Raw genomic sequence first — 22,985 nt, 5'->3', positions numbered from 1 at the left:
AGGAGCAGGTGTGCCCGCGCCGGCAGCGCCGCCGACAGCTGTCGGCGGCGCTGCCGGTGGGCCTGTTACGAGGGTCAGCCGACGAGCGGGCTGAAGCCGCGTCCATCGAGCACGTTGATGAGCTGGTCGTCGCGGGTCACCTCGTAGCCGCGCCCGCGCAGCTCCGCCACCAGCTCGGCCTCGCGGTCCATCGGGATCTCGAGGATGTCGCCGTTGAGCACCGTGGCCTCGCTGGTGCCGAATCGGGCCTGCAGGTCCTGCGGCAGCAGCTTCATCGCCCGCTCCGCAACCATCGGAGGCCAGTCTCCGTCCGCGACCGAACCCACCTTGTTGATGTCGAACGGCTCGTCGTCGGCGGGCCCGTCCTCGGGGTCGTGGTATTCGGGTCCGACCGGGTTCCACACCTGCATGGTCCGGACCTGACGCGCTTCTCCCCAGGTACGCGCCGAGGCGATCGCCGTGATCTCGGCGGCCTCCGCAACGGCGGTCTCAGCGTCGGCGAAGGCGAGGCAGTCGTGCAGCTGTGCGTGGCCGTAGACCAGGCGCTTGGCGTTCGGGTTGTGCGTCGTCATGGCGCACATCGTGCCGCAACGGTACGACATCAAGATCAAGGGAGGGTCGACGGCGGCAACGAGTCGGCGAGTTCCGCGATCACCTCGGCGTGGCAGCGCTCCGGCACACACCAGCAGCCGAGCCTGCGTCCGCGCAAGTCGGGCAGGAGGGCAAGGAGGTCGGGACGGCCGAGCAGGTACGCGCGATACTTTGCGACGACCTCGTCCCGGCTGCCGTCAGGCCCGGGGCGATAAGGGCTGGACAACGCGGACTGCGGGAGACGCCAACCACCGCGATACATGGCCCGCCCGACGTAAACCACGTCGGCGTACGCCGGGTCGTCGCGGTGGCCTTTCAGGTTCACGACCGTGGTGACCTCCATGGCTCCGCTCCCTTCAGGTTCCGGCAGCGCCAGAATAGGCAGGTCCGGTTACCCGAGGTCGATCGGCCGGTCGACCGACGCGGCCAACCTCTGCCGCCTCGCCCGCCTGGGCCGGCCGGCCCAGGTCAGAACGACACGCCCGAGGCCTTGATCTGGGCTCCGAAGACGCCGATCGTCGTACCCGAGGAGTACGACTAGCTGAGACCGATGAGTTCGGTGCAGTAGAGGGGTCTACCGAGTAAGACGCACGGAAGGATGAGGGTATGAGCGGCGTACGGGTGCTGGTCGGCACGCGCAAGGGCGCATTCACGTTGACATCCGACGGCAGACGCGGCGACTGGACGGTCGACGGGCCACACTTCGGCGGTTGGGAGATCTACCACCTGAGCGGCTCACCCGCCGATCCGGACCGGCTCTACGCCTCCCAGTCCGGCGGGTGGTTCGGGCAGCTCATCCAGCGCTCGGACGACGGCGGCAGGACGTGGACCACCGCCGGCAACGACTTCGCCTACTCCGGGGACGTCGGCCAGCACCTCTGGTACGACGGCACCCCGCGGCCCTGGGAGTTCAAGCGCATCTGGCACCTTGAGCCGTCGCGCGACGACCCCGACACCGTGTACGCGGGCGCCGAGGACGCCGCCCTCTACGTGTCCACCGACGGTGGCATGAAGTGGGAAGAGTTGACTGCCCTTCGTACCCACCCGACCGGCGGGACGTGGCAGCCCGGCGCCGGCGGGATGTGCCTGCACACGATCATCCTCGACCCGGTGAACAAGGACCGCATCTACGTCGCCATCTCGGCAGCGGGCGCGTTCCGCAGCGACGACGCCGGCGCCAGTTGGCTGCCCATCAACAAGGGACTGCGTTCCGGGGAGATCCCCGACCAGGACGCCGAGGTCGGCCACTGCGTGCACCGCATCACCCAGCACCCGTCCCGCCCGGACACCCTGTTCATGCAGAAACACTGGGACGTCATGCGCAGCGACGACGCCGGCGCGAACTGGCGCGAGGTCAGCGGCAACCTGCCGTCGGACTTCGGGTTCCCGATCGCGGTGCACGCCCACGAGCCGGAGACCATCTACGTCGTGCCGATCAAGAGCGACTCCGAGCACTTCCCGCCGGAGGGCAAACTGCGCGTCTACCGCAGCCGCACCGGTGGTGAGCACTGGGAGCCGTTGACCACGGGCCTGCCGCAGTCCCACTGCTATGTCAACGTGCTGCGCGATGCGATGGCGGTCGACACGCTCGACCCGTGTGGGATCTACTTCGGCACGACCGGTGGCCAGGTCTACCACTCGGCCGACGGCGGCGACAGTTGGGCGCCGATCGTGCGGGACCTGCCGGCCGTGCTCTCTGTGGAAGTCCAGGTGTTGCCATGATCCGGGTGGTCCTCCCGGCCCACCTGAAGAACCTGGCGCACGTAACCGGCGAGGTACAACTCGAGGTGGCCGAACCGGTCACCCAGCGCCTGCTCCTGGACGCCCTTGAGGGGCAGTACCCGATGCTGCTGGGCACCATCCGCGACCGCCGCAGCGGCAAGCGCCGCCCGTTCGTCCGCTTTTACGCCTGCGAGGAGGACCTGTCCAACGAGTCGCCCGACGCGCCACTGCCCGAGGAGGTCGTCACCGGCAAGGAACCGCTCATCATTCTCGGGGCGATGGCCGGGGGTTAGCGCAGCATGGCGAACCGCAGAACGGCAGCGACGATGGGTCACGGAGTGGCGGGCATCCAGTGCTCAAGCAGCCTGGGGTCGGCGACGGCGGACTCGACCTGACTACGCTCGTCCATGGTGAGGACCAGTTGCCTGAGCCGGGCTCCCCACTCCGGTACTCGTTCCGGCTCCTCAAGCGCCGTCGACAGCTCGATGAGCACGGCCAACGCCACCGCCTGCTCCACCGCCAGCGCGCCGTCACCGTGGCGGCGCAGCCCGGAGTTCAACGCTCGAAACGCGGCCTGGTCGTCGTGTTTGAACTCGCGCAGGATCCGCGCGTTGTCCAAGACCCGGGCAAGCCCTTGAAGCTTCTTGGAGCCGCCGTACTCCAGCTCTGTCGGTTCGTCCCGCTGGATGAAAATGATCGAGTTTCCGGACGGGTCCATGATGGTGAACCGCGAAGCGCCGGGCCGGAACCGCGTGATCCGGGGCAGCCCCTTGGCGAGTACCTTTCCATACGCGCGGCGCATCGCCTCGGTGAACGCCGCGTGGTAGGGCGCGACCGCATCGACCATCACCAGGCATCCGCCGGTGTTCTCCTGGGACGGGTCCACACCGCTGGCGGCCCGCCCGTAGTGCAGGTCGAACCCGCTCCACTGGAACGCCAGGTACAGATAGGGCTTTGTCTGTTCGTAGGCCACGGTGAAGCCCAGGGCGCGCCAGAAAGCCAGGGTCTCCTCCGGCGCGACGCAGGGCAGCAACGGCACGGTGGTCTCGTTGGGCTGAACACTTCCGACAAGCATGGTCAGCACCTCATCGTTCGACCTGAGTCGTCGACGCAGTAGTGTGCCAAATCCGCGACCGCCACGCTCGTAGCCGTCCGGAAAGATGCCGGGTCCCCGCCCCGGTCTGCGGGGCGGGGACAGGCGATCAGTTCAGGCGGGCGGATGCGGTGTCCAAGCCGCCGCGAACGCTGACTGCCTTCACGGTGATCGTGTCGTTGCCGGCCTTGATCACCCGAAGCCGGACCTTCTGCTTGTCGCCGCCGTCCAGGTAGAACTGCGGCGCGGTGCCGACGGTCCGCGCGCCTTCGACCTTGACGGTGTCCGGCGCGACGATCTTGATCTCCCTGGCCTGCTCGAGAGCGGTCGGGATGCGGCCGATGTTCTTGACCGTAGCCGTGATCTCGTGCGTCGCGCCGTCGCTCTGGGTGCCTGTGAGCTTCTTGGCGCTGACCTCGGTGAGGTTGACCTGCGGCAGGGAGTCGAGCAGATACAGGTTGAACCGTGCCTGGTTGGCAGCCCAGGTGCCGATCAGATCGGCGGACGGGTTCTGCGACCAGAACTTGGGGTTGATCCCGCCGATTTCGACCGTCCCCAGCTGCGGGTGCTCGAACGTGGTCCACGGCAGGAAGCAGTTCGTGCGGCCGTTCTCGACGCACCACCGCGACCGCTCCCAGTCGGCGTACCTGCCGTCCTTGTCATAGTCGATGTAGTCGCCGCCGTTCCAGATTTCGTCCCCGTACCAGACCGCGCCGTACTGGAAGTAGCCGAAGTCCGGCCCGTGCCCGAACAGCGCCGTCGGCTCGCCGCCATTGCGCGTGGCGTAGTCGATGTAGACGCTTCCGGTGTTCCGGTAGCCGGTGAACGAGGCGCCGGCCTTGTCGAAGTGTTCGTAGAGCTTGCGGTCGCTCGGATACATGCACTCGACGGGGTCGCAGGTCGAGGGACCGCGCAGGTGCATGGGCACCCGGGTGTCCATGCTGTTCACCGCGGCGATGTTGGTGTGCGACATCAGCCAGGTGTACACATGCCGGGTCTCCGGTTCCGACAACGGGTGTGCGCCGGCCCCGCCCTGAGTGAGGTTCCGGCCGGTCGCGTCGTCCGCCGGCATGACATGCCAGTTGTACGGGTAGTTGCGGTGGAGGTCGAGGCCGCCGATGCCGTCCTCGTTGTAGCGGCCGTCGCCGTCGTTGTCGATGCCCTCGGAGTACATCAGGTAGTCGCCCTTGCCCGCGCCGACACTGAGCATGGCGTTCCCGGCCGGATCCCGCTCGTCAATGACGTGGGTTCCCTTGCCTGCGCCGACGTACTTGCGCATCTGGCTCAGGTATCCGTCATCGTTGAGGTCCTCGCCCGGATCCTCGTCGCGCTTGCCGTCCCCGTCGTTGTCGTCCGGCCGCACCGTCGACCGGTTCGTCTGGGCGGTGTACAGGTACATGTCGTGACCGTCGGGGTTGTTGACCGGCCGGATGTACACGGTCTTGTCGTCGAGCAGTTTGTCGACTTTCTCGTCCTTGCCGGCCTGCGTGATGAGGTGGTGCGCCAGCCACAGCGAGCTCTCCGCTGACGACACCTCGCCCGAGTGGCGGTTCCCCTCGAAGTAGGCCGCCGGCTTGTCGGTGTCCTTGCCGGTGGACTTGTCCGTGATGGTCAACTGGTAGATCGGCTGCCCGCTGTAGCTCTCGCCGACGATGTGCAGGTCGACGAGGTCGGGGCGCTCGTGGGCCCACTTCCGCAGCCACCACTGGATTTCGATGCCGGTGTGGAAGTGCTCGAAGTCCATCTGCGCCGGGGTCTTCGGCTGCACCTGGTCGTATTTGACGACCTTGAACGTGCTTTCTCCGTCCCGCTGGCCGGCGATCGTGATGGTGGAGGACGTGGGCGTCACGCTGCTGGGGAACGGACCCGGATCCTGCGGCGGCTGCAGACCGACGGTGTAGGTCGGAGCCGCGGACATCGCCGCGTCGTCAAGGACGTCGCCTGGCCCGCGCAGGTGCGTGGTGCCGAGGACGAGGGCGCCCGCTGCCAGGGGCACCAGCAGGGAGGCTGGGCGGATGCGCTGAAGGAAACCCTTCTTCGGCGAGTGCTGGATTGCGGTGTCGTGCGAGGAGGTTTGTCGCTGACCGGATGAGCTATGTGAGGCGTCGGAACCCAAGGCAAATCTCCCACTGTCACTTCGGTGCTCCCATGCACAGCAAGCACGAGAGTCACGCGGTGTAAAGGGGTGGCCACCCTTGGTGTGCTCGAGCTCTGATCACCGTAGGCAAACATGGCATAGATGTAAATACTTAGTTGGCGGTCACTCCTTACCCATTGGGCGCTGGCGGAAGCGGCTACCCGAGTTCAGGCGGCCGGTCGACCAGGGCGGCCAGCTTCTTCGGTGCCAGGACGCAGTAGCTCTCCGTGAGCAGTTCGGCCACCTCCTCCCAGTCGACGCCGTCGTCGAGCATCATGCCGACGACGTCGGCGCCCCAGCCCGGCTTGAAGAACGGGTCGCCACTGCCGATCAGTCCGGCGATCTCGTCGCCGGGCGACCGGAACGTCATCACGCAGATCGGCTGGTCGGTCGCGGCAGCTCGGGCATAGGCCACCTGGTGGTCGGGGTCGACCGTGAGCACGTGGGCGAACGTGCGTTTGCGGATCCGCCAGCGCGTTCCCACCCACGCTGGCTCCTCGTAGGCCTCCGGCAGCTTGAGGCAGATGAGCCGCAGCCGGTCGAGGATCTCGGGTGGGACGTCACCAGGGCCAGTCACGGGCGGGACGCTACCGGGACCCTCCGACAGCACCAGCCCAGCTGCTGGTGGAAGGCGCCGTCCGTGAAGATCTGCGACGGGCACTTCCGCGCCCTGGGCTCCCAGCTGGTCAGCGACATCCAGACGTACGCCCCGGGGAGGGGGAGAGGAGGCGGTAGCCCCCGAATCGGGTGCCGGGGCCACCGCTGGACAGGTACGACACGTGCCGCTGTCCCACCCGGCTCGGCTCATGGTGGTGTGCACTGCCTGGGCCGTGAACCTGGTCGAGCGCGTGGCGTAGTTCGTCGGGCAGCGGGTATGGGGCGGTGAGCGCGTGGTTGCCGGCACGGATCCCGATCCGTGCGGCAGCGGCGGCGGTGCGGGCGAGCTTCCTGATCGACCAGGCTGTGCGGCCCTCGACCCAGCCGATGACGGCGAGGTTTGCGAACACGACGGTCAGGCAGGCCTCGATCCCTGACACTGCACGAGGGGCGGCCGCAGGCGCCCTGGCCGGCACGGCAGGAAGACGCCCCTGTCATCGCTTTCAGGAGAGGAAGGCCCCTTGTCAACGTCTCGGGTGGCGGCGCCGGCAGGTCTACTGAAGGGTGCCGGCGGGCGGCGGGGAAACCATCCGCGGAAGCGGTCCGGGCAGGGGAGGGCCGGATGACCGACGCCCGTCCGGCACTTCATATCGCCGACCGGCTCGGCCGGCTCCTCGGCCTGGCCGCCGCCGCGCTGGCGCTGGTGCTGTTCGCCCTGCTACACGTGCTGGTGAGCCGGCTCAGCCCGGTGACGGACACGATCAGCGACTACGCCCTCTCCTCGGACGGCTGGATCTTCGACGCGGCGGTTCTGGTGCTGGCCGGCGGCTCGGTGTGCCTGCTCGGTCCGTTGCTGTGGCGGCGGCACGCCGCCGTACCCTCAGCCACCGCCTGCTACGCCTGCTGGTGCCTCGGACTGGTGTTGTTGACGGTCTTTCCGCGCGACCCGGTGGGGGCGCCCGTCACGGCGGCCGGCGAGATCCACAAATGGGCGTCGGTGATCGCCCTGCTCAGCCTGCCGCTCGGCGCGCTGCTGACGGCCCGGCGGCGGCGCGGACCAGGGGCCCGGGTGGTAGCGGTGACGGCGGCGGTCTGCCTGGTCGCCCTCGTCCCGTTCGTCTCCGCCTACCTGGCGAGTTCGCCGCTGAAGCCGTACCTCGGGCTGATCGAACGGGCCGTCGCGCTGGGCGAGATCGCCCTGCTGCTGTTGCTCGGCACGATCCGCCTGGGTCTGCGGGCAACCGCGCACCTGGGCGCGGCGGGATCGACCGCCGGCCTGATTCAGCACACCAGCCGGTCAGGTCAGCGTTCCGTGGATGAGTGGCGCGGCGGCGCGTACCGGGCCGGAGATGCCCAGCCAGGTGGTCCAGTGGACAGCATCGGCCAGCGAGGTGTGGCCGGACAGTTCGGCGGCGGCGAGCGCCGCGGGTAGGGCGTTGCGGTCGCCGCAGGTACTGCCACTGGCGCCCGCTGAGTGCCGAGCAGCGTTGAGTCGTGCGAGCGGCGCCCTCGTAGGCTTGGGCGGTGATCAACTCAGCGCCGTGGCCGAATCTCGCCGGTGATGTGGCACGTTGCCTGTTGGCCGGCCATCGGGCGCGGGTGCCGTGGGCGGCCCGGTGAGCGAGCAGCTGGTACGGCACCGACGCTCCGCCGCGCCCGCGCCCGGTTCGCGGCTGTCGCGGGTGGCCCGATGGTGTGCCGGCATCGTCGAGTCACGCGGGTTCAAGATGGCGATCGTCGTCGTCATCGGGGTGAACCCATTGGTGCTCGGCGTCGAGACCTATTCGCTCGCGGGGTCGGTCGGGCCGCTGCTCGAGGCGCTGGAGTGGTTCTTCCGTACGGTGTTCGTCGCCGAGGTCGTCCTTCGGGTGTTGGCGTACGGCCGCCGGCCCCAGGACTTCTTCCGGCAGGGGTGGAACGTCTTCGACGTCGTCGTGATCGCCGCAGCGTTCATCCCCGGCCTGCACGGCGATTCGGCTGCTCTGCGGGTGGTTCGCGTTGCCCGGGTCGCGCGGCTGCTGCGCTTCTGGCCGGCGTTGCGTACCATCCTGGCGGCCCTGCTGCGCAGTCTCCCCAGCGTCGGTGGGTTCCTCGCCCTCGCCCTGGTGACCCTGTACGTGTACGGCATGGCCGGGTGGCTCATCTTCGGCGAGGTGGATCCCGAGGAGTACGGCACGATCGGTCGATCGGTGCTGACCCTGTTCGTGCTGCTGTCCCTGAACACGCTGCCCGACCTGATCGAGCAGGGCATGACGTTGTCGCCGTGGACCCTCGTCTACTACATCAGCTACGTGGTCATCACCGTCAACCTGCTGCTGAACATCCTGATCGCGGTGATCGTGAACGCGATGGAGGAGGCCCGCCGGTTGGAGATGGCCGACCGGCCGGCGGCGGACCAGGGCGGCGACGGCGTACGTGGCGACATCGACCGGATCATGATCAGCAGGCGGCTTGACGACCTACGTGCCCTGGTGGCCGAGCTGGAGCGGGACCTACGGATCGACCGCGCCGGACCCCCGAAGGCGGGCCCCCGAGAGCGATGACGGCGGTTGGCCGCGCCTGTCGAGACGAGGGCGGCCGAGCGTTCACCCGGACGTCGGGCCGCCGGCAATGCCGTCCGGCCGCGGGCGGCCCGCTCAGGCGCCGCGGGCGAACAGCGCCAGGCGTACCCGGTTGGGGCTGCCGGTCTTCGTCATCAGGCTGGTGATGTGGGTCTTGACCGTGGTGACGCCGATGTGGAGTTGCTCGGCAATCTCCGTGTTGGACAGGCCCTCCGCGACCAGGTTCAGCACGTCCTGCTCGCGGGCGGTCAGTCCCTCGGCCGGGCGGGGCGCCTCGGCGCGGGCGTGCACCGCGCGCTGGACCAGGCGCCGCAGCACCTCCTGGCTGAACGGGCTGTCGCCGGCGGCGGCCCGGCGGACCCCGTCCAGCAGGTCGGCGGGTGGCGCGTCCTTGAGCAGGAATCCGCAGGCGCCGGCGGTCAGGGCCGGATAGAGGTGGTCGTCGTCGCCGAAGGTGGTCAGCACCAGGACGCGGGTCGCGGGACGGTCGGCGAGGATGCGGCTGGTCGCGGTGATCCCGTCGACGCCCGGCATGCGCAGGTCCATGACGACGACGTCGGGAATGAGCCGCGCGGCGAGGGAGACCGCGTCGCGGCCGTTGTCGGCCTCGCCGACGACCTCGATGTCGGGTTGGGCGTCACAGAGCATGCGCAGGCCCGCGCGGATGAGGTGCTGGTCGTCGACCAGCAGCACACGGATCATGCCGGCTCCGTCGTGCGCGGGCCCACCGGCGCCTCGCGTTCCCGCGTTGCCGAGGCGGCCGGCGTGACGGCGGGGGATGGCGCCGGCGCGTTGGATGCGGCCGGGAGGACGCTACGCACCCGCCAACCCGCGCCCGTCGGGCCGGCCTCCAGGTGACCTCCGAGAACCTCGACCCGCTCGCGCATCCCGGTGAGGCCGTGGCCGCCACCGGACGGCACCGCCGCCGGCACCCGGCCACGCCCGTCGTCGGTCACCTCCCAGTGCACGGCCCCGTCGGCCACGCTGACCGACAGGCGGGCCAGCGCGGACGTGCCGGCGTGCTTGGCCACGTTGGTCAGCGCCTCCTGGGTGAGGCGCAGCACCGCCAGACCCCGAACCGCGTCGAGCGAACCGATCGCCGGGTCGATGTCGGCCTCCACGGTGACACCGGCCTGGCGGGCCCGGTCGACCGCCGCGCCGAGGGCTGCCGGAAGCGCCGACGGCTCGATCGCGGTCAGCGCCGCGTCGCCGCGTACCCCGTCGGGGTCGCGCAGGACCGCGACCAGCCGGCGCAGGTCGGCCAGGGCCGCGCTCCCCGTGCCGTGCACGTCGTCGAACACCTCACCCACCCGCGGATCCAGGTCGGTCAGCACGTGCCGGGCCACGCCGACGCGCAGCACCATCGACGCCACGTGGTGCGCGACCACGTCGTGCAGCTCCCGCGCGATGGCGCTGCGTTCGTCGGCGCGCGCGGCACGGCTCTCCGACTCGCGCCGGCGCTGCTCCTCCGCCGCCCGCTCCTGCGCCTGCCGAGCGAGCTCCCGGGTGGTCCGGATGACCAGGCCGAGCAGCAGCGGGACGCCGACCTCCACGATCAGCCCGAACACGCCGGAGAGGACTCGTGGAAGCGGGTCGCCGATCGAATCGGTCAGGTCGACCGCGGCCAGCAGCCCGGCGGCCAGCCAGATGGCCCGCGGACGGCGCGCCCGCATGGTCAGCTCGAGCAAGGCCCAGCTGGCGCCCACCTGGTTGATCGTGATGTCGGCGACCAGGCAGATCGCGACCGCCAGCAGCGCGACCTGCACCACCAGGTTGACCCCTGGCCGCCGGTGGAAGATCAGCGCGACGGCGAACGCGACCATTGCGAGGATCCACTGCGCGACCGTCGGCGCGTCGTGGATGTTGAAGAACAGATAGCCGATGCCGCTGAGGTCGAGCAGCAGCATCCGCACGAGGGTGTCGCGCTCGTCGAACAACCGTCCTGCCCACCCCACGGCGATCAGCCTATGCGCTGCGGCTCGGCGGCACGAGCGACCACCGGCCGCACCCACCTGGTCCGGGCTGGGAGGTAGGCGGCCAGACCGAGCGGCCCGAGCAGGATCGTCAGCACCAGCAGCGGCGCCATGACCAGCGGTGGCACACCCCGTTCCCGGCTGTCGAGCCACGCCCACCTGCCGACGAACAGGTCGAACGCGATCATGTGTGCCCAGGCGGCGGCCGCACCGTGGTCGGTGCCCAGCAGGTCCCGTACGCCGTCCAGGGTCGGGGACGCCACGGCCGGCAGCACCTGCCCGATCGCCGGGATCACCAGGATCGCGTAAATGACCAGAATCGGTGCCACGATCAGCGGCGAGCTGATGATCCGGGCGGTCAGGGACCAGCGCGGCAGCAGGATCATCAGTGCCCAGAACGGCGCGGCCACCGCGAACGTCAGCGTGAACAACGTGGCGGTCATGCGGCCAGTGCCAGCTGGGGGTGGCGCCGACGGGCCACGACCACGCCGGCGGCAGCAACGGTCGCGACCACCAGGGCAGCCGCGGCGGTCAGGGTGAGGGCGTCCGGCCGCAGCAGCGGCTGCCCGCGCAGGGCCTGCCAGGTGAGCAGCAGGGTGAGTGCGCCGTACGCGCCGCCGGCGACGAGCAGCAGCCGCGCCTGGGTGCGCTCGTCCAGTCGCCTTCCGAGGAACCGGCTCAGCAGGATCGCCAGGATCGGCAGCGCCTGCAACGCGTGCATCCCCACGAAGTGTCCGATCCGCAGGTCTCCGCCGGTGGTGCTCCAGCCGACCAGCGGCAGCCCGGGCCCGCCGTCCGGTACGCCCACGCTGTGCGCCCCGGAGATTCCCTCGATGCCCGGCTCCTGGGTGGGCAGCACCATGGGGATCGCCACCGCCATGCCCAGCAGCGTCAGGCCGAGCCCCAGCCCGACCGCGTACTTGGCGGCCCGGTCCGCGATCGGCTGACGCAGCACCACGATCCCGATGACGAGGTGCGCGGTGAACAGCACCATGATCGCCGCGCCCATCAGCTCGAACAGGGCGCCGTTCAGCGGGGTGGTCCCGTTGAAGTGGCTGGTGGTGCCGCGCAGCACCTGCCCGACGATCACCACCATCTCCACCACCCCCATGGCGACGATGACGGTGCCCGCCCACTCCGCGATCCGGCTGCGTCGCGGCAGCAGGGAGAGCATCCAGGCCAGGGTGGTGCCGTACAGCACGAAGGACACGGAGAACTTGAGCGGCTTGAGCCAGATCGGCGCGCCGGTGAGGACGCGCGAATCGGCGAAGACGCCGACCGCGGAGACGACGGCGAGCACCGCCATCGCCGAGACGAAGAGCATCAGTGGGCGGTGCCAGTGTGCCGCCCGGCGCATCACGGTAGTCATGCCTGTAGATGCTGGTGTGCCGGCCGCGGGACTTCGCCCGACCTGAAGCCCCGGTTGCGGCCGGCGGTCGGAGCGCCGTCTCCTCCCTGGGGAGGAGGCGGAACGCTGAGCCCGGGGGGCCTTCCCGCCCCGACCTGCGGGGATGACCGAACGTAGTAGGAGATGTTCGGCCTGTAGCGCACCGCCTCGTGACCGCGAGTCTGACCGGGATGGCCGCCCAAGGGCAACGAGAGCCCGATCCGTGGATCCTCCGCACTCCCGACGACGCCTTAGCGTATTTACAGTCCGATCACACGGAGGCGTCATGCCGATAGAGACGCTGTCCCTCATTCTGGCGGCGATCGCTCTCAGTAAGCTGATCTCCAAGATCTATTTTCGGGTCCGATATCGCAAGGGCATGCCCGTCGTGCTCAATCCGATCGTCAACGGAGACGACGCCGCGGCCGAGGGCAGCCGCCCGACCCGACAGTCGCCATACCGGCTGGGAGACTTCAAACTGTTGACGGCGTTGACCGACTTCCTCGCCTCCGACTCGGAATGGCCCCTGGCCCCCGGCACGATGGAAAGCGCCGCTCCCGTGCTGCCCACGGTGGCGCCGGACTCCCAGAACTACTGGGTGTCCGTGCTGATGGCGCTCGCCTTCGCCCGGCGGCCCTGCTATCAGGTGCACATGATTCGCGGCGAGGCGGACGGTGACGTCAACGTGCGAATCGTCGCCGAGCCGCGCCGTGACGTCATCGGAGCGACGACGATCGCGTCCACTGCCGACGATCTCGTCGCCGAGATCGGCTGCTTCGTCATCCACCAGATCCGCAGCCAGGAACGCACCGCGAAGTGGATACCACGGTGGGAACGGTGGAACTCGGAAGGCGGCTACCGCGACTACCGGCGGGGAATGGCACTGCGCGACGAGGGACTCGGGCTGCTGAGTTCGGCGCGAGTATTGATGTCGGACAAGGATGCCGACAATGCGCGCCGGACCCGTCAAAGCGGCAAAGACAGGCTGCAGTCGGCTGCCGAGTCGTTCCGGAAGGCATCGGTTGCCGAACCGAGCAACGTCCTACCGCGCCTCGCCCTGGCGGCCATCATGGAGCTCTTCGACGACTACCCGGCCGCGGCGCGGCTGTACGCCGGATGCCGCGACCTGTGGCCGGAGAACATCGAGACCACGTACCGGTTGATGGCTGCCTCCCACGCCGGCGTCCGCCGGGGCCACGGCAGCGCCGTCGCCGACCCACAGACAGTGGTACGCGACCTGGAGCGACGGCTGTGGCGGCGCCGGATCATCGGCCTGTGGTTGCGTGGTTGGCAGCCCGGCCGGCTCAACGCCGGCGAGCGCCGGTACTGGCTGGGCTGGTTCCTGCCCTCGCACCCCCGGGCGCCGCTGACCAGCCTGCGGTCCAAGCGGACCGAGTTCCTCGTCGCCGCGCAGGTTGCCCAGTTGGTGATCACGATGAGGCAACTCGTCGAGGGCCCGCCGGCACCTGCCGGTCCGTCACCCGATCGCTGGCGGTCCATCGCGAAGCGGGACCCGCGACGACGGACCAAGGCGTTGTTCAATCAGCTCACCCTGTTGGTCATCGGACGCCGGTGGCACGGGGCGGCCTGGCTGCTGCACCCCGAGCAGGTCAAGTGGTACCAGCCGTGGCCACGCCAACACCCCGCGCATGCGCCGACGAATGGGACGTACGCCCCGACCTTCCCGCGGCGGCGCCTCGGCGCGGGCCAACCCGGCTCGCGAATCGGTTGGCTGGCGCACTACAACGCGGTCTGCTTTCTGTCCATCGCCAGCAACCTGGCAGAGCCCTACCGGCCCTGGGAATGCACGGAGGACGAGTGGCGCGACGACTGCGCCAAGGCTGCGCTGCGCGAACTCGGCCGGGTGCTGCGCGACCCCTACAGCGACCTGCGCCCGAGCTGGTCCAACACCGACGACGACCTCGAGCCGCTGCTCCGTTGGATGATGCGCCTGCCTCCCGACCATTCGCTCGCCGTCTGGAACGACTACCTCGGCTGGGGAGGCGACGCCCAAGGCAACGGTGACCTGCAGCCGTCTCCGAACGGGACACCCGCAGCGGTGCGTCCGAGCCCGCCGCCCGGAGAAGCCGTAGAGAAGGAGCCCCTCTCATCCTGAGTGGGTTTGCCTCAGGCCGCTGAGACGACGGGCTGTCAGCCCGCCGCGGACCACGCCGACCAGTGGGAAACCCGGATCGCGACCAGCGGCCCGGCCGGTGGCTGCTGGACGTACTGCGGATATTTGTCGGCCAGCGCCGCGCAGGCCGCGGCCTCCTCCGCCCGGTCCTCCACCAGCCGGCCGTGCCCGTCGAGCCGAACCCACCACAGCCGCGACCAGTCCTCGTCGTACTCGTCGACCAGCAGGCAGGCATGCCCCGTCGCGCGGATGTTCTCCAGCCGGCGTAGCCGCCGGTGGCGCTTGGGCTTCTCGTCGACCGCGTGGTAGACGACGTCGCCGAGCAGGACGAAGCACACCGGAACCAGGTGCGGACGGCCATCGGCCCCTACGGTGGCCAGCCGGGCCACCCGGGCCGCACCGACCCGATCGCGGAGTTCGTCGGCGGGCACAGGTCCGACCGTAACAGCCGACCGGTCGGGCACGAGCCGTTCTCAGGACCGTTCGTGGACGACGGCGCCGTTGGCGATCGTGTGGGTGACACGCGCGTCGGCCGGTAGCCCCGCGCCGGCGGCGAACAGGTTGCGGTCGAGCACGGCCAGGTCCGCGCGCCTGCCGACCGCGATCGTGCCGGCGTCGGCGTCGTGGTTGACGTACGCCGAGCCGGCCGTGAACGCGGCGAGGGCGACGGACAGCGGGAGCGCCTGCTCCGGCAGGAACGGCGCGTTGCCGCGGCTTTCCGGGTCGACCCGGGTCACGGCGACCTCGATCTCCTCGAGCGGGTTCGCGGTCGTCACCGACCAGTCGCTGCCCATGGCCAGGGTGGCGCCGGAGCGCAGCAGATCGCCGAAGGGGTACTGCAGCTCCGCCCGCTCCCGGCCGAGGAACGGCAGCGTCAACTCCTCCATCTGCGGTTCCATCTGTGCCCAGTAGGCCTGGCAGTTCGCGGTCACGCCCAACTGTCGAAAGCGCGGCAGGTCCCGCGGGTGGACGAGCTGCAGATGGGCGATGTGGTGACGGTTGTCGGTACGCCCGTTGGCGGCACGCGCGGCCGCGACCGCGTCGAGGGCGTTGCGTACGGCGCGGTCGCCGATGGCGTGCAGGTGCACCTGGAAGCCGAGCCGATCCAGCTCGGTCACCGCCGCGGTGAGCAGCTCCGTGTCGACGTACGTCAGGCCACGGTTGTCGGTGTGGCCGCCGCAGCCGTCGCAGTACGGCTCGAGCAGGGCGCCGGTGTAGTTCTCCAGCACCCCATCGGTCATGATCTTGGTGGTGGTCGGATGGAAGGCGCCGCCCGCCGCGGACTCCCGCTGGGCGAGGAACTCGGGGATCTGGTCCAAGCCGCGGTGCCGGTCCCACCACAGGGCGCCGACGACCCGGGCCGCGAGCCGGCCGGATCCGGCGAGTGACCGGTACGCCTCCAGGGTCCCCGGCGTCACCCAGGCGTCCTGCCAGCCGGTGATGCCCAACGAGTGCAGGTGCTCCTGCGCGTTGAGGATGGCCTCCTCCCATTCGGCCCGCCCCGGCAGCGGCACGTGCCGGTCGTTGAAGCCGTACGCGGCGCCCTCGTGCAGGGTGCCGGTCGGCTCGCCGGTGTCCGGGTCGCGCTCGATCCGCCCGTCGGCCGGGTCCGGAGTGTCCCTGGTGATGCCCGCGATCTCGAGCGCCCTGGAGTTGACCCATGCGCCGTGCACGTCCCGGTTGAACAGGAAGACCGGGCGGTCCGGCACGATCGCGTCCAGGTCTTCCTTGCGTGGGGTGCCGCCCGGGAAGTACTCCATCGCCCAGCCACCCCCGATGATCCAGGGTTGGTCGGGGTTGTCGGCCGCGTAACGCGCGATCCGGTCCAGGTAGGGCTGGCGGCCCGCGAGGTCGTTGAGCCAGACCCGGAGCCGGTTACGCCCGGCGAAGGGCGCGTGAATGTGGGCGTCCTGGAATCCCGGCAGCACCATGCCGCCGGCGGCCTCGATCACCCTGGTCCGCGGGCCGATGAGCTCGGACACGGGCTCGGAGCCGACCGCGACGATCCGGTCCCCGCGTACGGCGACCGCGTCGGACCAGCTGCGGGCGGCGTCGACGGTATAGACGTCGGCGCCGGTGATGACCAGGTCAGCGTGCTCGGTCATCGTTCCACCTCTTCGATCGCCGCGTCGGGCCAGGATCGAAGCACATGCCGAACCGCTTCGGCAACCGATGACCAGCACCCGCTGTCCGGCCTATTCGGCGACCCGCAACACCAGAGAGCCCGTCCCGTTCGTTCGCACCGCATTCAGCGTCCAGCAGCCAGCCGTGGGAAAGACCCAGCCGGTGCCCCACTCGTCGCCCGGCCGATCCCAGTTGCTGCCCCCGTGCGGCTCCGGCCCCCAGACAGGCTTGACGACTTCTCCGTCAGGACCGGTGGCGCTGATCGAGAAGTCACCACTTCCGGTCATACGCCACACCACCTTGAGTTCCTTGCCAGCCATCAACAGCGGCTCCGTTGGAAACAGCAGCGCCCAGAGTGTCGCGCCGTCGCCGGTGCCCTGCCGATCCCCGGACGCATCGGGTCCGGTCAACTTCGCGGTCGGCGGACAGGTCGCGGGGGCAGACGGACTGGCTAGCTCCGGTTGCTCGGAGCTAGCCGTCTGGGAAGGTGGCTCGGATGGGGTCTGGGAGGTGGAGCACCCGGTCATCACGATCGCTGAGATCAGACCAAACCACCAGAATCGGATGGCAGGCCGGACGGGGAATGCCGAAGCCATGAACAACCCTAGCGCCGATCTGCTGGAGCGGACTGGGATGCCGGTCTCCCTACTGGCCGAGCCCGGCGGAGCGCGCTCGGATGATGGCTTCGGCCCTGCTGGCGACCTGGAGCTTGCCGAAGATGCTGCTGATGTGGTTGCTGACGGTGGCCGGTGCCAGCCCGAGCCGTACGGCGATGGCGGCGTTGCCGAGGCCGGCGGCGATCAGGTTGAGTACCTCGCGTTCTCTCGGGGTCAGCTCGGGGAAGGTGCGCTGATCTGGCGTACGGCCGGAGAGGTAGTTGAGGGCGCGGCGGGCGACGCCGGGGCCGAAGATGGCCTCGCCTGCGGCGACGGCGGCGATGGCGCGGATGACGTTGTCGGGGGCGGCGCCCTTGAGGACGTACCCTTGCGCGCCGGCCCGCATCGCGGCGAAGACCGATTCGTCATCGTCGAACATGGTGAGCATGAGCACGGCGACGTCCGGCGCGACGCGCGAGATCTCTCGCGTGGCTTCGACGCCGGTCAGGTCGGGCATCTGGATGTCCATGACGAGAACGTCGGGGCGCAGGGTGACCGCTGCGCGGACCGCCTCCGATCCAGTGCTGGCGGTGCCGACGAGTTCGTACCCGCCGTGGGCCGACAGCAGCGCGCCCAGCCCTTCCCGGACGATCCCATGATCGTCAGCGATGACAACGCGCAGCGTCATGCCGGCACCCCCGATCCCAACGTCGCTGAACTGGATGACACCTTCTCCGACTGCGCCGGTGCCGAGGCTGACGCCAGGGGCAGTGACACGCTGACCCAGGCGCCCGTGCGGTCGTGGCGGATCTCGCATTCTCCACCGAGTTCGGCGGTCCGCTCGCGGATCGAGGTGAGCCCGACGCCGGGCTGCCACCGATCGACGCCGTCAACGTCGTTCGTCCCGTTGTCGTGAACGGACAGCCGTAGTGTGGCGCCGCTGAGGCCGAGCTGGACCTCGGCGGCGGTCGCACTGGAGTGGCGTACCACGTTGGTGAGCGCCTCGGTGGCGATCCGGTACACCGCCATCTCGACGGCGGCGGGCAGGTCGGGCAGAGCCTGGGGCGCGTCGAGGGTGACGGTCAGTGCCGCGCCGTCGTCATGGCGAGTGAGCATCGCCGCGTGCTCGCGCAGCGCGCCGATCAGGCCCATGCCGTCGAGCGCGGGCGGCCGCAGCTCGTACACCAGGCGCCGAATCTCCTCGATCGCGGCGATCGTCTGGTCGCGCAGGTCGACCAGAAGCGTCGCGCTGCGGTCCCGGTCGGTGTTCAGCAGAAGCCGCGCAGCGTCGGCGTTGAGCACCACCCCCGTCAGGATGGGACCGAGGCCGTCGTGCAGGTCGCGCCGGATGCGGCGGCGTTCCTCCTCCCGGCCGCTGATAACTCTCTCCCGAGACACCTGCAGTCCCTCCGCGAGACGGCCGGCCTGCACGGCCACGGCCAGCGGAGCAGCCAGGAGGGTGAGCACCTTGGCGTCGGCCGTGTCGAGCCGGTGCTCGCCGACACGCAGGCCGACGAGCAGCTCTCCGACCACGATGTCGCCGGAGCGCAGCGTGATCGCGTGCCGGGCAGCGGGTGGCTCGCCGTACACCGCGACCTGGGTGCCGTCGACGACAATGGCCGCGGCGGGGAAGCGCATCACCTGGCAGAGCGCCTCCAGCACCCCCGGCAGGCCGCCGCCGGCGGCCACGCCCACCTCGCCCAGGCGGGCGCCGACCTCGGCCATCGCGCGGACCGGGTCGTTGCGCGCACCGTAGAAGGCCCGGTGGAGCAGCCGCTGCAACCAGACTCGGACCGGGTTGAACGCCAGCGCGATCACGAGGGTCGCGGCCAATGAGGAGTTGAGCGATACGTGCCGGCGTGCGGTGGCCTCCAACATGGCCACCAGGGCGAGGTAGCCGGCGACCACGCCACCGGTGAGCAGCAGGTACAGCACGGAACGTGAGACCACCAACCGGATGTCGAGCAGTTGGTGGCGCAGGACCGCGATGGTGATCGCCAGCGGGATCAGCAGGATCGGCAGCACCCCGAGGATCAGGGACTCCAGCCCGAGAACGCCCTCGGCGGTGAAACAGCCGATCATCACGATCAGCGCCTGCAACAGCCACAGCAGCTGGCGGCGGACCTGGTCAGACGCGCGTCGGTACCGCAGCACCAGGGCCACCAGGGCGGCGATGAAGCTCACCAGGATGAGCCCCTGGCCGATGGCGAGGAACCAGGCGATCTGCCAGAACCCGGCCTGGGCCGGGTAGCCCGGGATGCCAAGTTCGGCCGTCAGGCCACCCTTGGGATCGAGCACACCCGCAGCGGTCCAGATGATCCCGTTGAACCCGAGGACGGCCAGCAGCCAGCGCCAGCCGCCGCCGGGCAGACGCCCATCCGGAAACAGCACCAGCGCCAGCGGGATGAACAGGGCCAGCGACCACGTCCAGCCACCATTGGTCACGGTGGCGAGCAGCCGCCAGGGCGGGGTGGGTTCGCCCGCCCAGGCCAGCAGGGTGAGCCCGGTCGCGGTCGAGCCGTAGCAGCAGCCGCCGGCCAGCAGTGACCAGCCCACGGCGTTGCGCGGGCGGTGGAACGCGATCAGCCAGCCGCACACCGCGAGCGACAGGCCGATGATCGCGTTGGTGACCACGAACAGGTCGGCCAGCCGGGCCCAACCGAGACCCGATGCGGCGCCCGCGACAACGGTCGTGACCGCCTCGCCCAGCGCCAACGCGAACACCACCGTTGCGGCGGTACGCCGGCGGCGGTCGGTGTCTACGGTCACGCCCTCATCATCCTCAGCCCAACCCACAGTCGGGTAGGGGCCTGCCCCTACCCGAACCGTGAACATCCGGCACCTCACCCAGGGGACAGCTGGCTGCCGACCAGAGGTGGTCCCGACGCACGCTGTCCGCACCGATGTAAGAAACGTGAGGAGTTACCGATGTCCATCACCGACGCCGCCACGGTCGACGCGACCACCCGCGCCCGGCCACGAGATGTCCGCGGCTTCTGGCGGGTCCTGCTCGCCGTCATCGCCCCGCTGCCCATGCTGTTCATGGGCGTGCAGTATGTGCTCCTGCCGGTCGACGGCGGTGTGTCGTTCGACAAGAGCGTCGCGGCCTTCGCCGCGCACCAGGGCCGACTGGATCTGCTGGAGTGGCTCGAGCTGCCGTTCCTGGTTCTGCTTGTCCCGGCCACGTTCGCCGTTGTCTGGGCGGCTCGGCGCGCCGCGCCCCGCCTGACCACGGCTGGAGCGCTGGTCGCGCTCACCGGGCTGCTCGCCGGCTTCGGCATCCTGAGCGGCACGCCGCGCCTGGAGAACGTCACCGTCAGCGAGGGCCTCGACGTCGCGACCATGACACGAGTCTCCACCGCGATCGAGGACCACCCGACCACCCTTCTCGGCGGGCTGCTGTTCATCCTTGGCATCACCGTCGGGCTGCTGCTGCTCGGCATCGCGCTGTGGCGCAGCCGCATCGCACCCGCCTGGATGGGTTTCGCCCTCGCCGCCGGCGGCTTCACCCACCCGTTCATGCCCGGCCACGTCGCGGCCGGCATCGGTCTGATCGTGGCGGCGGTCGGCTTCGCCGGCGCCAGCGTGGCGCTGCTGCGGATGCGCAACGACGACTTCGACCTGCCCCCGGTCGTGCAGGCCCGCCCAAGCTGACGCCGCGGACCCCGCTGCCCAGCCGCCCCACCGGCTGGGCAGCAAGTGTCCCTCCCGCCGCACGGCCAGGGCGGCTACCATCGTGAGTGGCTCGGTGCAGCCGGCCGCTCGCGCCCGTTCAGGGTTGGGTGAATGCACCGGACGGGTTGCCGAGCATCGGCTCTCTGACCGCGGCGCCAGCCGACAACGCGAGCATCGGCAGGACGGGCCGCGGGAAAGGCCGACGCGATGACGTTGCCCAGCACGGAGCATGCCAAGAGACTTGCCAAGCTCCTGCGAGATGACCTTGCCGCAGCCGGATTCAGCATCCCGCACAGCCTCGCGCTGGAACTCATCGCCCACCAGTTCAACGCCAAGGACTGGAACGTCCTGGCCGCGGCGGTGGGCCGCCCCGGACGCTCAGCGTCGCCGGAGATCCGACCAGGCGTGCCGGTCCTCCGGGTGATGTCCGTCGAGGTTGCGCTGCCGTTCTACGTCGACTATCTCGGCTTCAAACTGGACTGGGAGCACCGGTTCGAGCCCGGCTTGCCCCTGTACGTGCAAGTGTCCCGGTCACAGGCCGTGCTGCACCTGTCCGAGCACCACGGCGACGGCAGCCCGCACGGTGTGGTCTGGTTCCGTGTGACCGATGTGTTCGGCCTGCACAAGGAGTTGCTTTCCAGGCCGAACGCGCCGCTACGCCCGGGCATCGACGCGGGCGCGCCCGGCGGACCGACGATCGAGGTCATCGACCCTTACGGCAACGTGCTGCGATTCGCGGGCGAGGGCATCAGCAGCTGAGATGATGCCAACGTGGCTGACGACGGCGGTTATCTGCTCGACAACCAGCAGGCGGAGGCGGGCATCCGCTTGACGCCCTGGCGACGCTGTTCAACCCCTCCACGTTTCGGCACATCGGCACCCTCGGAATCGCAGCGGGCTGGCGATGCTGGGAAGTCGGCGCGGGAGGCGCGAGCGTGCCGTCCTGGCTCGCCGAGCGCGTCGGACCGGCGGGGCACGTGCTCGCCACCGACATCGACGTCTCCTGGATGACCGCCGACGCACACTACGAGGTCCGCTGCCATGACGTCGGCGCCGATCCACCGCCGGGGGAGGGATTCGACCTGGTGCACGCGCGCCTGGTCCTCGTCCACGTTCCCCAGCGTGCCGCGGCGCTCGCCGCCATGGCCTCGGCGCTGCGGCCCGGCGGCTGGTTGCTGTTGGAGGAGGCCGACCCGATGATGCAGCCGCTGGTCTGCCCGGACGAGTCAGGTCCGGCCCAGCAGTTGGCCAACAAGCTCAAGCGCGACTTCCGTACGCTGATGGCCCAGCGTGGTGTCGACCTGTCCTACGGGCGCACGCTACCGCGGTTGCTGCGCGACGCGGGGCTGGCCGACGTCGAAGCCGACGCCTTCTTCCCGATGAGCGGTGCCGCCTGCGCCCTGCTGGAACAGGCCACCGTGAGACAGATCCGCGACCGGCTGATCACTGCCGGCTTGTCCACCGACGATGAGGTCGACCAGCATCTCCACAACATCGCGACGGGGCTCCTCGACCTCGCCACCTCGCCCATGATCTCGGCTTGGGGCCGGAGACCTGCCTGATGGCGGATCGGCTGCCCTCTCGGCAGTGGCGTCGATCGGCCGTGTCAGGCCATGACGCTCACCAGCGCTCGACAAGGTGCTCGCGACCGGAGGGCGGCTCATACTGCTCCGGCCAGTAGTCCGTCACCCGAACGATCAGCCCGTCCTCGGAAAGGTCGAACCACACACAGGCGTCCTGGTGCTCGTCGCCGACGCGGGCATCGATCCAGGCCGCGGCAAAGCCGCCGTCGGCGACGATGCGCCGTACCTCCATGTGCCAGTCGCCTGGGTATTCCTGATTGAACTGCATGAACGCCGACTTGCCTCGGATGCGCTCACGGGTCTGCGGCATCTCATACACCACATCGTCAGCAAGCAACTCGCCGAAGCGGCGCCAGTCGCGCTGCTCCGCGCTCGCTACGTAATCACGCACCGCCTGCCGGGTCCTGGAGGTTTCATCCATGCGCGGCACCGTTACCTTTCAGCGGGCTCTGGTGAGCACGCGGTCGGCAGTCCCGCCTGATGGTGGGACGGTCCCGGTCTTACCCGCCTGAGCGGTGCCGGGTTGACGTTTCACGGCCACCGGCCCGCTGGTGCGGGTCTTACGGTCGGCTCCACGTCCTGCCACCGGGCCACTCCCGGCGGTGGTTGCCTCAGCCGCGATCGCGGCGAGGTTGCGTGCGGCGTTGACATCTCGGTCGAGGACCAGGCCGCACGAGTTGCAGGTGTAGGTGCGCTCGGACAGGGCCAGCTTGGCTTTCACCGTGCCACAGCCCGAGCAGGTCTTGCTGGAGGGATACCAGCGGTCAGCCACCACCAAGCGGCCACCGTTCCATGCGATCTTGTAGGCCAAT

The 22,985-nt window shown here is 69.8% G+C and carries 25 protein-coding genes; 8 read left to right on the top strand and 17 right to left on the bottom strand.

Translation table 11 applies throughout. The annotated features are described in order from the left end of the window. Positions 1-74 precede the first annotated feature (74 nt). A complete protein-coding gene (locus ACNAVT_RS20780) occupies positions 75-572 on the bottom strand; it encodes a hypothetical protein (protein ID WP_416298644.1) in 498 nt (165 codons plus the stop codon). 35 nt (positions 573-607) lie between these two features. Further along, positions 608-934, bottom strand: a complete 327-nt coding sequence (locus ACNAVT_RS20775) for a DUF4326 domain-containing protein (protein ID WP_416298642.1) — start codon at positions 932-934, stop codon at positions 608-610. Positions 935-1,197: 263 nt separating this feature from the next. Between ACNAVT_RS20775 and ACNAVT_RS20770 the strand changes: the two genes are divergently transcribed. Together ACNAVT_RS20770 and ACNAVT_RS20765 are read left to right on the top strand one after the other, a co-directional pair. Beyond that, a complete protein-coding gene (locus tag ACNAVT_RS20770) occupies positions 1,198-2,313 on the top strand; it encodes a WD40/YVTN/BNR-like repeat-containing protein (protein ID WP_416298640.1) in 1,116 nt (371 codons plus the stop codon). Next, a complete protein-coding gene (locus ACNAVT_RS20765) occupies positions 2,310-2,606 on the top strand; it encodes a MoaD/ThiS family protein (protein ID WP_416298638.1) in 297 nt (98 codons plus the stop codon). Before ACNAVT_RS20770 ends, ACNAVT_RS20765 begins: the two co-directional genes overlap by 4 nt. Before the next feature lie 38 nt (positions 2,607-2,644). On the opposite strand, the gene ACNAVT_RS20760 is transcribed toward ACNAVT_RS20765, so the two are convergent. The 4 genes from ACNAVT_RS20760 to ACNAVT_RS20745 form a co-directional block, all read right to left on the bottom strand. After that, positions 2,645-3,388, bottom strand: a complete 744-nt coding sequence (locus ACNAVT_RS20760; RefSeq protein WP_416298636.1) for a glyoxalase — start codon at positions 3,386-3,388, stop codon at positions 2,645-2,647. A gap of 127 nt (positions 3,389-3,515) precedes the next feature. Beyond that, a complete protein-coding gene (locus ACNAVT_RS20755; RefSeq protein ID WP_416298635.1) occupies positions 3,516-5,402 on the bottom strand; it encodes a M14 family metallopeptidase in 1,887 nt (628 codons plus the stop codon). A 298-nt stretch (positions 5,403-5,700) separates the two neighbouring features. Beyond that, positions 5,701-6,120: an MmcQ/YjbR family DNA-binding protein gene (locus tag ACNAVT_RS20750; protein WP_416298633.1), complete on the bottom strand. Its 420-nt coding sequence runs from the start codon at positions 6,118-6,120 to the stop codon at positions 5,701-5,703. Positions 6,121-6,229: 109 nt separating this feature from the next. Continuing rightward, the gene (locus tag ACNAVT_RS20745; RefSeq protein ID WP_416298631.1) at positions 6,230-6,580 is read right to left on the bottom strand and encodes a hypothetical protein; all 351 of its coding nucleotides are present in this window, start codon (positions 6,578-6,580) and stop codon (positions 6,230-6,232) included. A gap of 182 nt (positions 6,581-6,762) precedes the next feature. Between ACNAVT_RS20745 and ACNAVT_RS20740 the strand changes: the two genes are divergently transcribed. Continuing rightward, the gene (locus ACNAVT_RS20740; protein ID WP_416298629.1) at positions 6,763-7,572 is read left to right on the top strand and encodes a DUF998 domain-containing protein; all 810 of its coding nucleotides are present in this window, start codon (positions 6,763-6,765) and stop codon (positions 7,570-7,572) included. Between the two features lie 184 nt (positions 7,573-7,756). Continuing rightward, a complete protein-coding gene (locus ACNAVT_RS20735; protein ID WP_416298627.1) occupies positions 7,757-8,683 on the top strand; it encodes an ion transporter in 927 nt (308 codons plus the stop codon). Between the two features lie 93 nt (positions 8,684-8,776). On the opposite strand, the gene ACNAVT_RS20730 is transcribed toward ACNAVT_RS20735, so the two are convergent. Genes ACNAVT_RS20730 through ACNAVT_RS20715 form a run of 4 tightly spaced genes read right to left on the bottom strand, consistent with a single transcriptional unit; the run spans position 8,777 to position 12,043 of the window. Next, positions 8,777-9,403, bottom strand: coding sequence for a response regulator transcription factor (locus tag ACNAVT_RS20730; RefSeq protein ID WP_416298625.1), 627 nt, complete (start codon positions 9,401-9,403; stop codon positions 8,777-8,779). After that, entirely contained in the window at positions 9,400-10,656 is a 1,257-nt protein-coding gene (locus ACNAVT_RS20725; protein WP_416298623.1) for a sensor histidine kinase, read from the bottom strand. The genes ACNAVT_RS20730 and ACNAVT_RS20725 overlap by 4 nt, the downstream gene beginning before the upstream one ends. A 5-nt stretch (positions 10,657-10,661) precedes the next feature. Then, positions 10,662-11,117, bottom strand: a complete 456-nt coding sequence (locus tag ACNAVT_RS20720; protein ID WP_416298622.1) for an ABA4-like family protein — start codon at positions 11,115-11,117, stop codon at positions 10,662-10,664. Beyond that, positions 11,114-12,043 carry a hypothetical protein gene (locus ACNAVT_RS20715; protein ID WP_416298620.1) on the bottom strand — a complete coding sequence of 310 codons (930 nt, stop codon included), beginning with the start codon at positions 12,041-12,043 and terminating at the stop codon, positions 11,114-11,116. The genes ACNAVT_RS20720 and ACNAVT_RS20715 overlap by 4 nt, the downstream gene beginning before the upstream one ends. 304 nt (positions 12,044-12,347) lie before the next feature. Here ACNAVT_RS20715 and ACNAVT_RS20710 point away from each other — a divergent pair, with 304 nt between their 5' ends. Beyond that, complete coding sequence (locus tag ACNAVT_RS20710) at positions 12,348-14,177, top strand: tetratricopeptide repeat protein (protein WP_416298618.1); 1,830 nt, start codon at positions 12,348-12,350, stop codon at positions 14,175-14,177. A 35-nt stretch (positions 14,178-14,212) separates the two neighbouring features. Here the strand turns inward: ACNAVT_RS20710 and ACNAVT_RS20705 are convergent, their stop codons facing one another. From ACNAVT_RS20705 to ACNAVT_RS20685, 5 genes are all read right to left on the bottom strand, one after another. After that, positions 14,213-14,626: a TIGR03668 family PPOX class F420-dependent oxidoreductase gene (locus tag ACNAVT_RS20705; RefSeq protein ID WP_416298616.1), complete on the bottom strand. Its 414-nt coding sequence runs from the start codon at positions 14,624-14,626 to the stop codon at positions 14,213-14,215. A gap of 42 nt (positions 14,627-14,668) precedes the next feature. Continuing rightward, the gene (locus ACNAVT_RS20700; RefSeq protein WP_416298614.1) at positions 14,669-16,300 is read right to left on the bottom strand and encodes an amidohydrolase; all 1,632 of its coding nucleotides are present in this window, start codon (positions 16,298-16,300) and stop codon (positions 14,669-14,671) included. A gap of 90 nt (positions 16,301-16,390) precedes the next feature. Beyond that, positions 16,391-16,729, bottom strand: coding sequence for a hypothetical protein (locus tag ACNAVT_RS20695; RefSeq protein ID WP_416298612.1), 339 nt, complete (start codon positions 16,727-16,729; stop codon positions 16,391-16,393). Between the two features lie 235 nt (positions 16,730-16,964). Continuing rightward, complete coding sequence (locus ACNAVT_RS20690; RefSeq protein ID WP_416298610.1) at positions 16,965-17,603, bottom strand: response regulator transcription factor; 639 nt, start codon at positions 17,601-17,603, stop codon at positions 16,965-16,967. Continuing rightward, positions 17,600-19,684, bottom strand: coding sequence for a sensor histidine kinase (locus tag ACNAVT_RS20685; RefSeq protein ID WP_416298608.1), 2,085 nt, complete (start codon positions 19,682-19,684; stop codon positions 17,600-17,602). Before ACNAVT_RS20685 ends, ACNAVT_RS20690 begins: the two co-directional genes overlap by 4 nt. A 159-nt stretch (positions 19,685-19,843) precedes the next feature. Between ACNAVT_RS20685 and ACNAVT_RS20680 the strand changes: the two genes are divergently transcribed. The 3 genes from ACNAVT_RS20680 to ACNAVT_RS20670 all read left to right on the top strand — a co-directional run bounded on the left by ACNAVT_RS20680 (position 19,844) and on the right by ACNAVT_RS20670 (position 22,152). Continuing rightward, entirely contained in the window at positions 19,844-20,569 is a 726-nt protein-coding gene (locus ACNAVT_RS20680) for a hypothetical protein (RefSeq protein WP_416298606.1), read from the top strand. A gap of 228 nt (positions 20,570-20,797) precedes the next feature. Beyond that, positions 20,798-21,349 carry a glyoxalase superfamily protein gene (locus tag ACNAVT_RS20675; protein ID WP_416298605.1) on the top strand — a complete coding sequence of 184 codons (552 nt, stop codon included), beginning with the start codon at positions 20,798-20,800 and terminating at the stop codon, positions 21,347-21,349. Positions 21,350-21,525: 176 nt separating this feature from the next. Further along, a complete protein-coding gene (locus tag ACNAVT_RS20670) occupies positions 21,526-22,152 on the top strand; it encodes a methyltransferase domain-containing protein (protein WP_416298603.1) in 627 nt (208 codons plus the stop codon). Between the two features lie 58 nt (positions 22,153-22,210). Here the strand turns inward: ACNAVT_RS20670 and ACNAVT_RS20665 are convergent, their stop codons facing one another. Further along, entirely contained in the window at positions 22,211-22,594 is a 384-nt protein-coding gene (locus tag ACNAVT_RS20665) for a nuclear transport factor 2 family protein (protein ID WP_416298602.1), read from the bottom strand. Between the two features lie 18 nt (positions 22,595-22,612). Beyond that, the coding region (locus tag ACNAVT_RS20660) for a zinc ribbon domain-containing protein (protein ID WP_416298600.1) at positions 22,613-22,985 on the bottom strand (373 nt) is incomplete at its 5' end.

This window comes from Micromonospora sp. SL4-19 (assembly GCF_047921475.1).
In the GTDB taxonomy this organism is placed as follows: Bacteria; Actinomycetota; Actinomycetes; order Mycobacteriales; family Micromonosporaceae; genus Micromonospora.
This window is presented reverse-complemented; position numbering and strand designations above follow the sequence as displayed.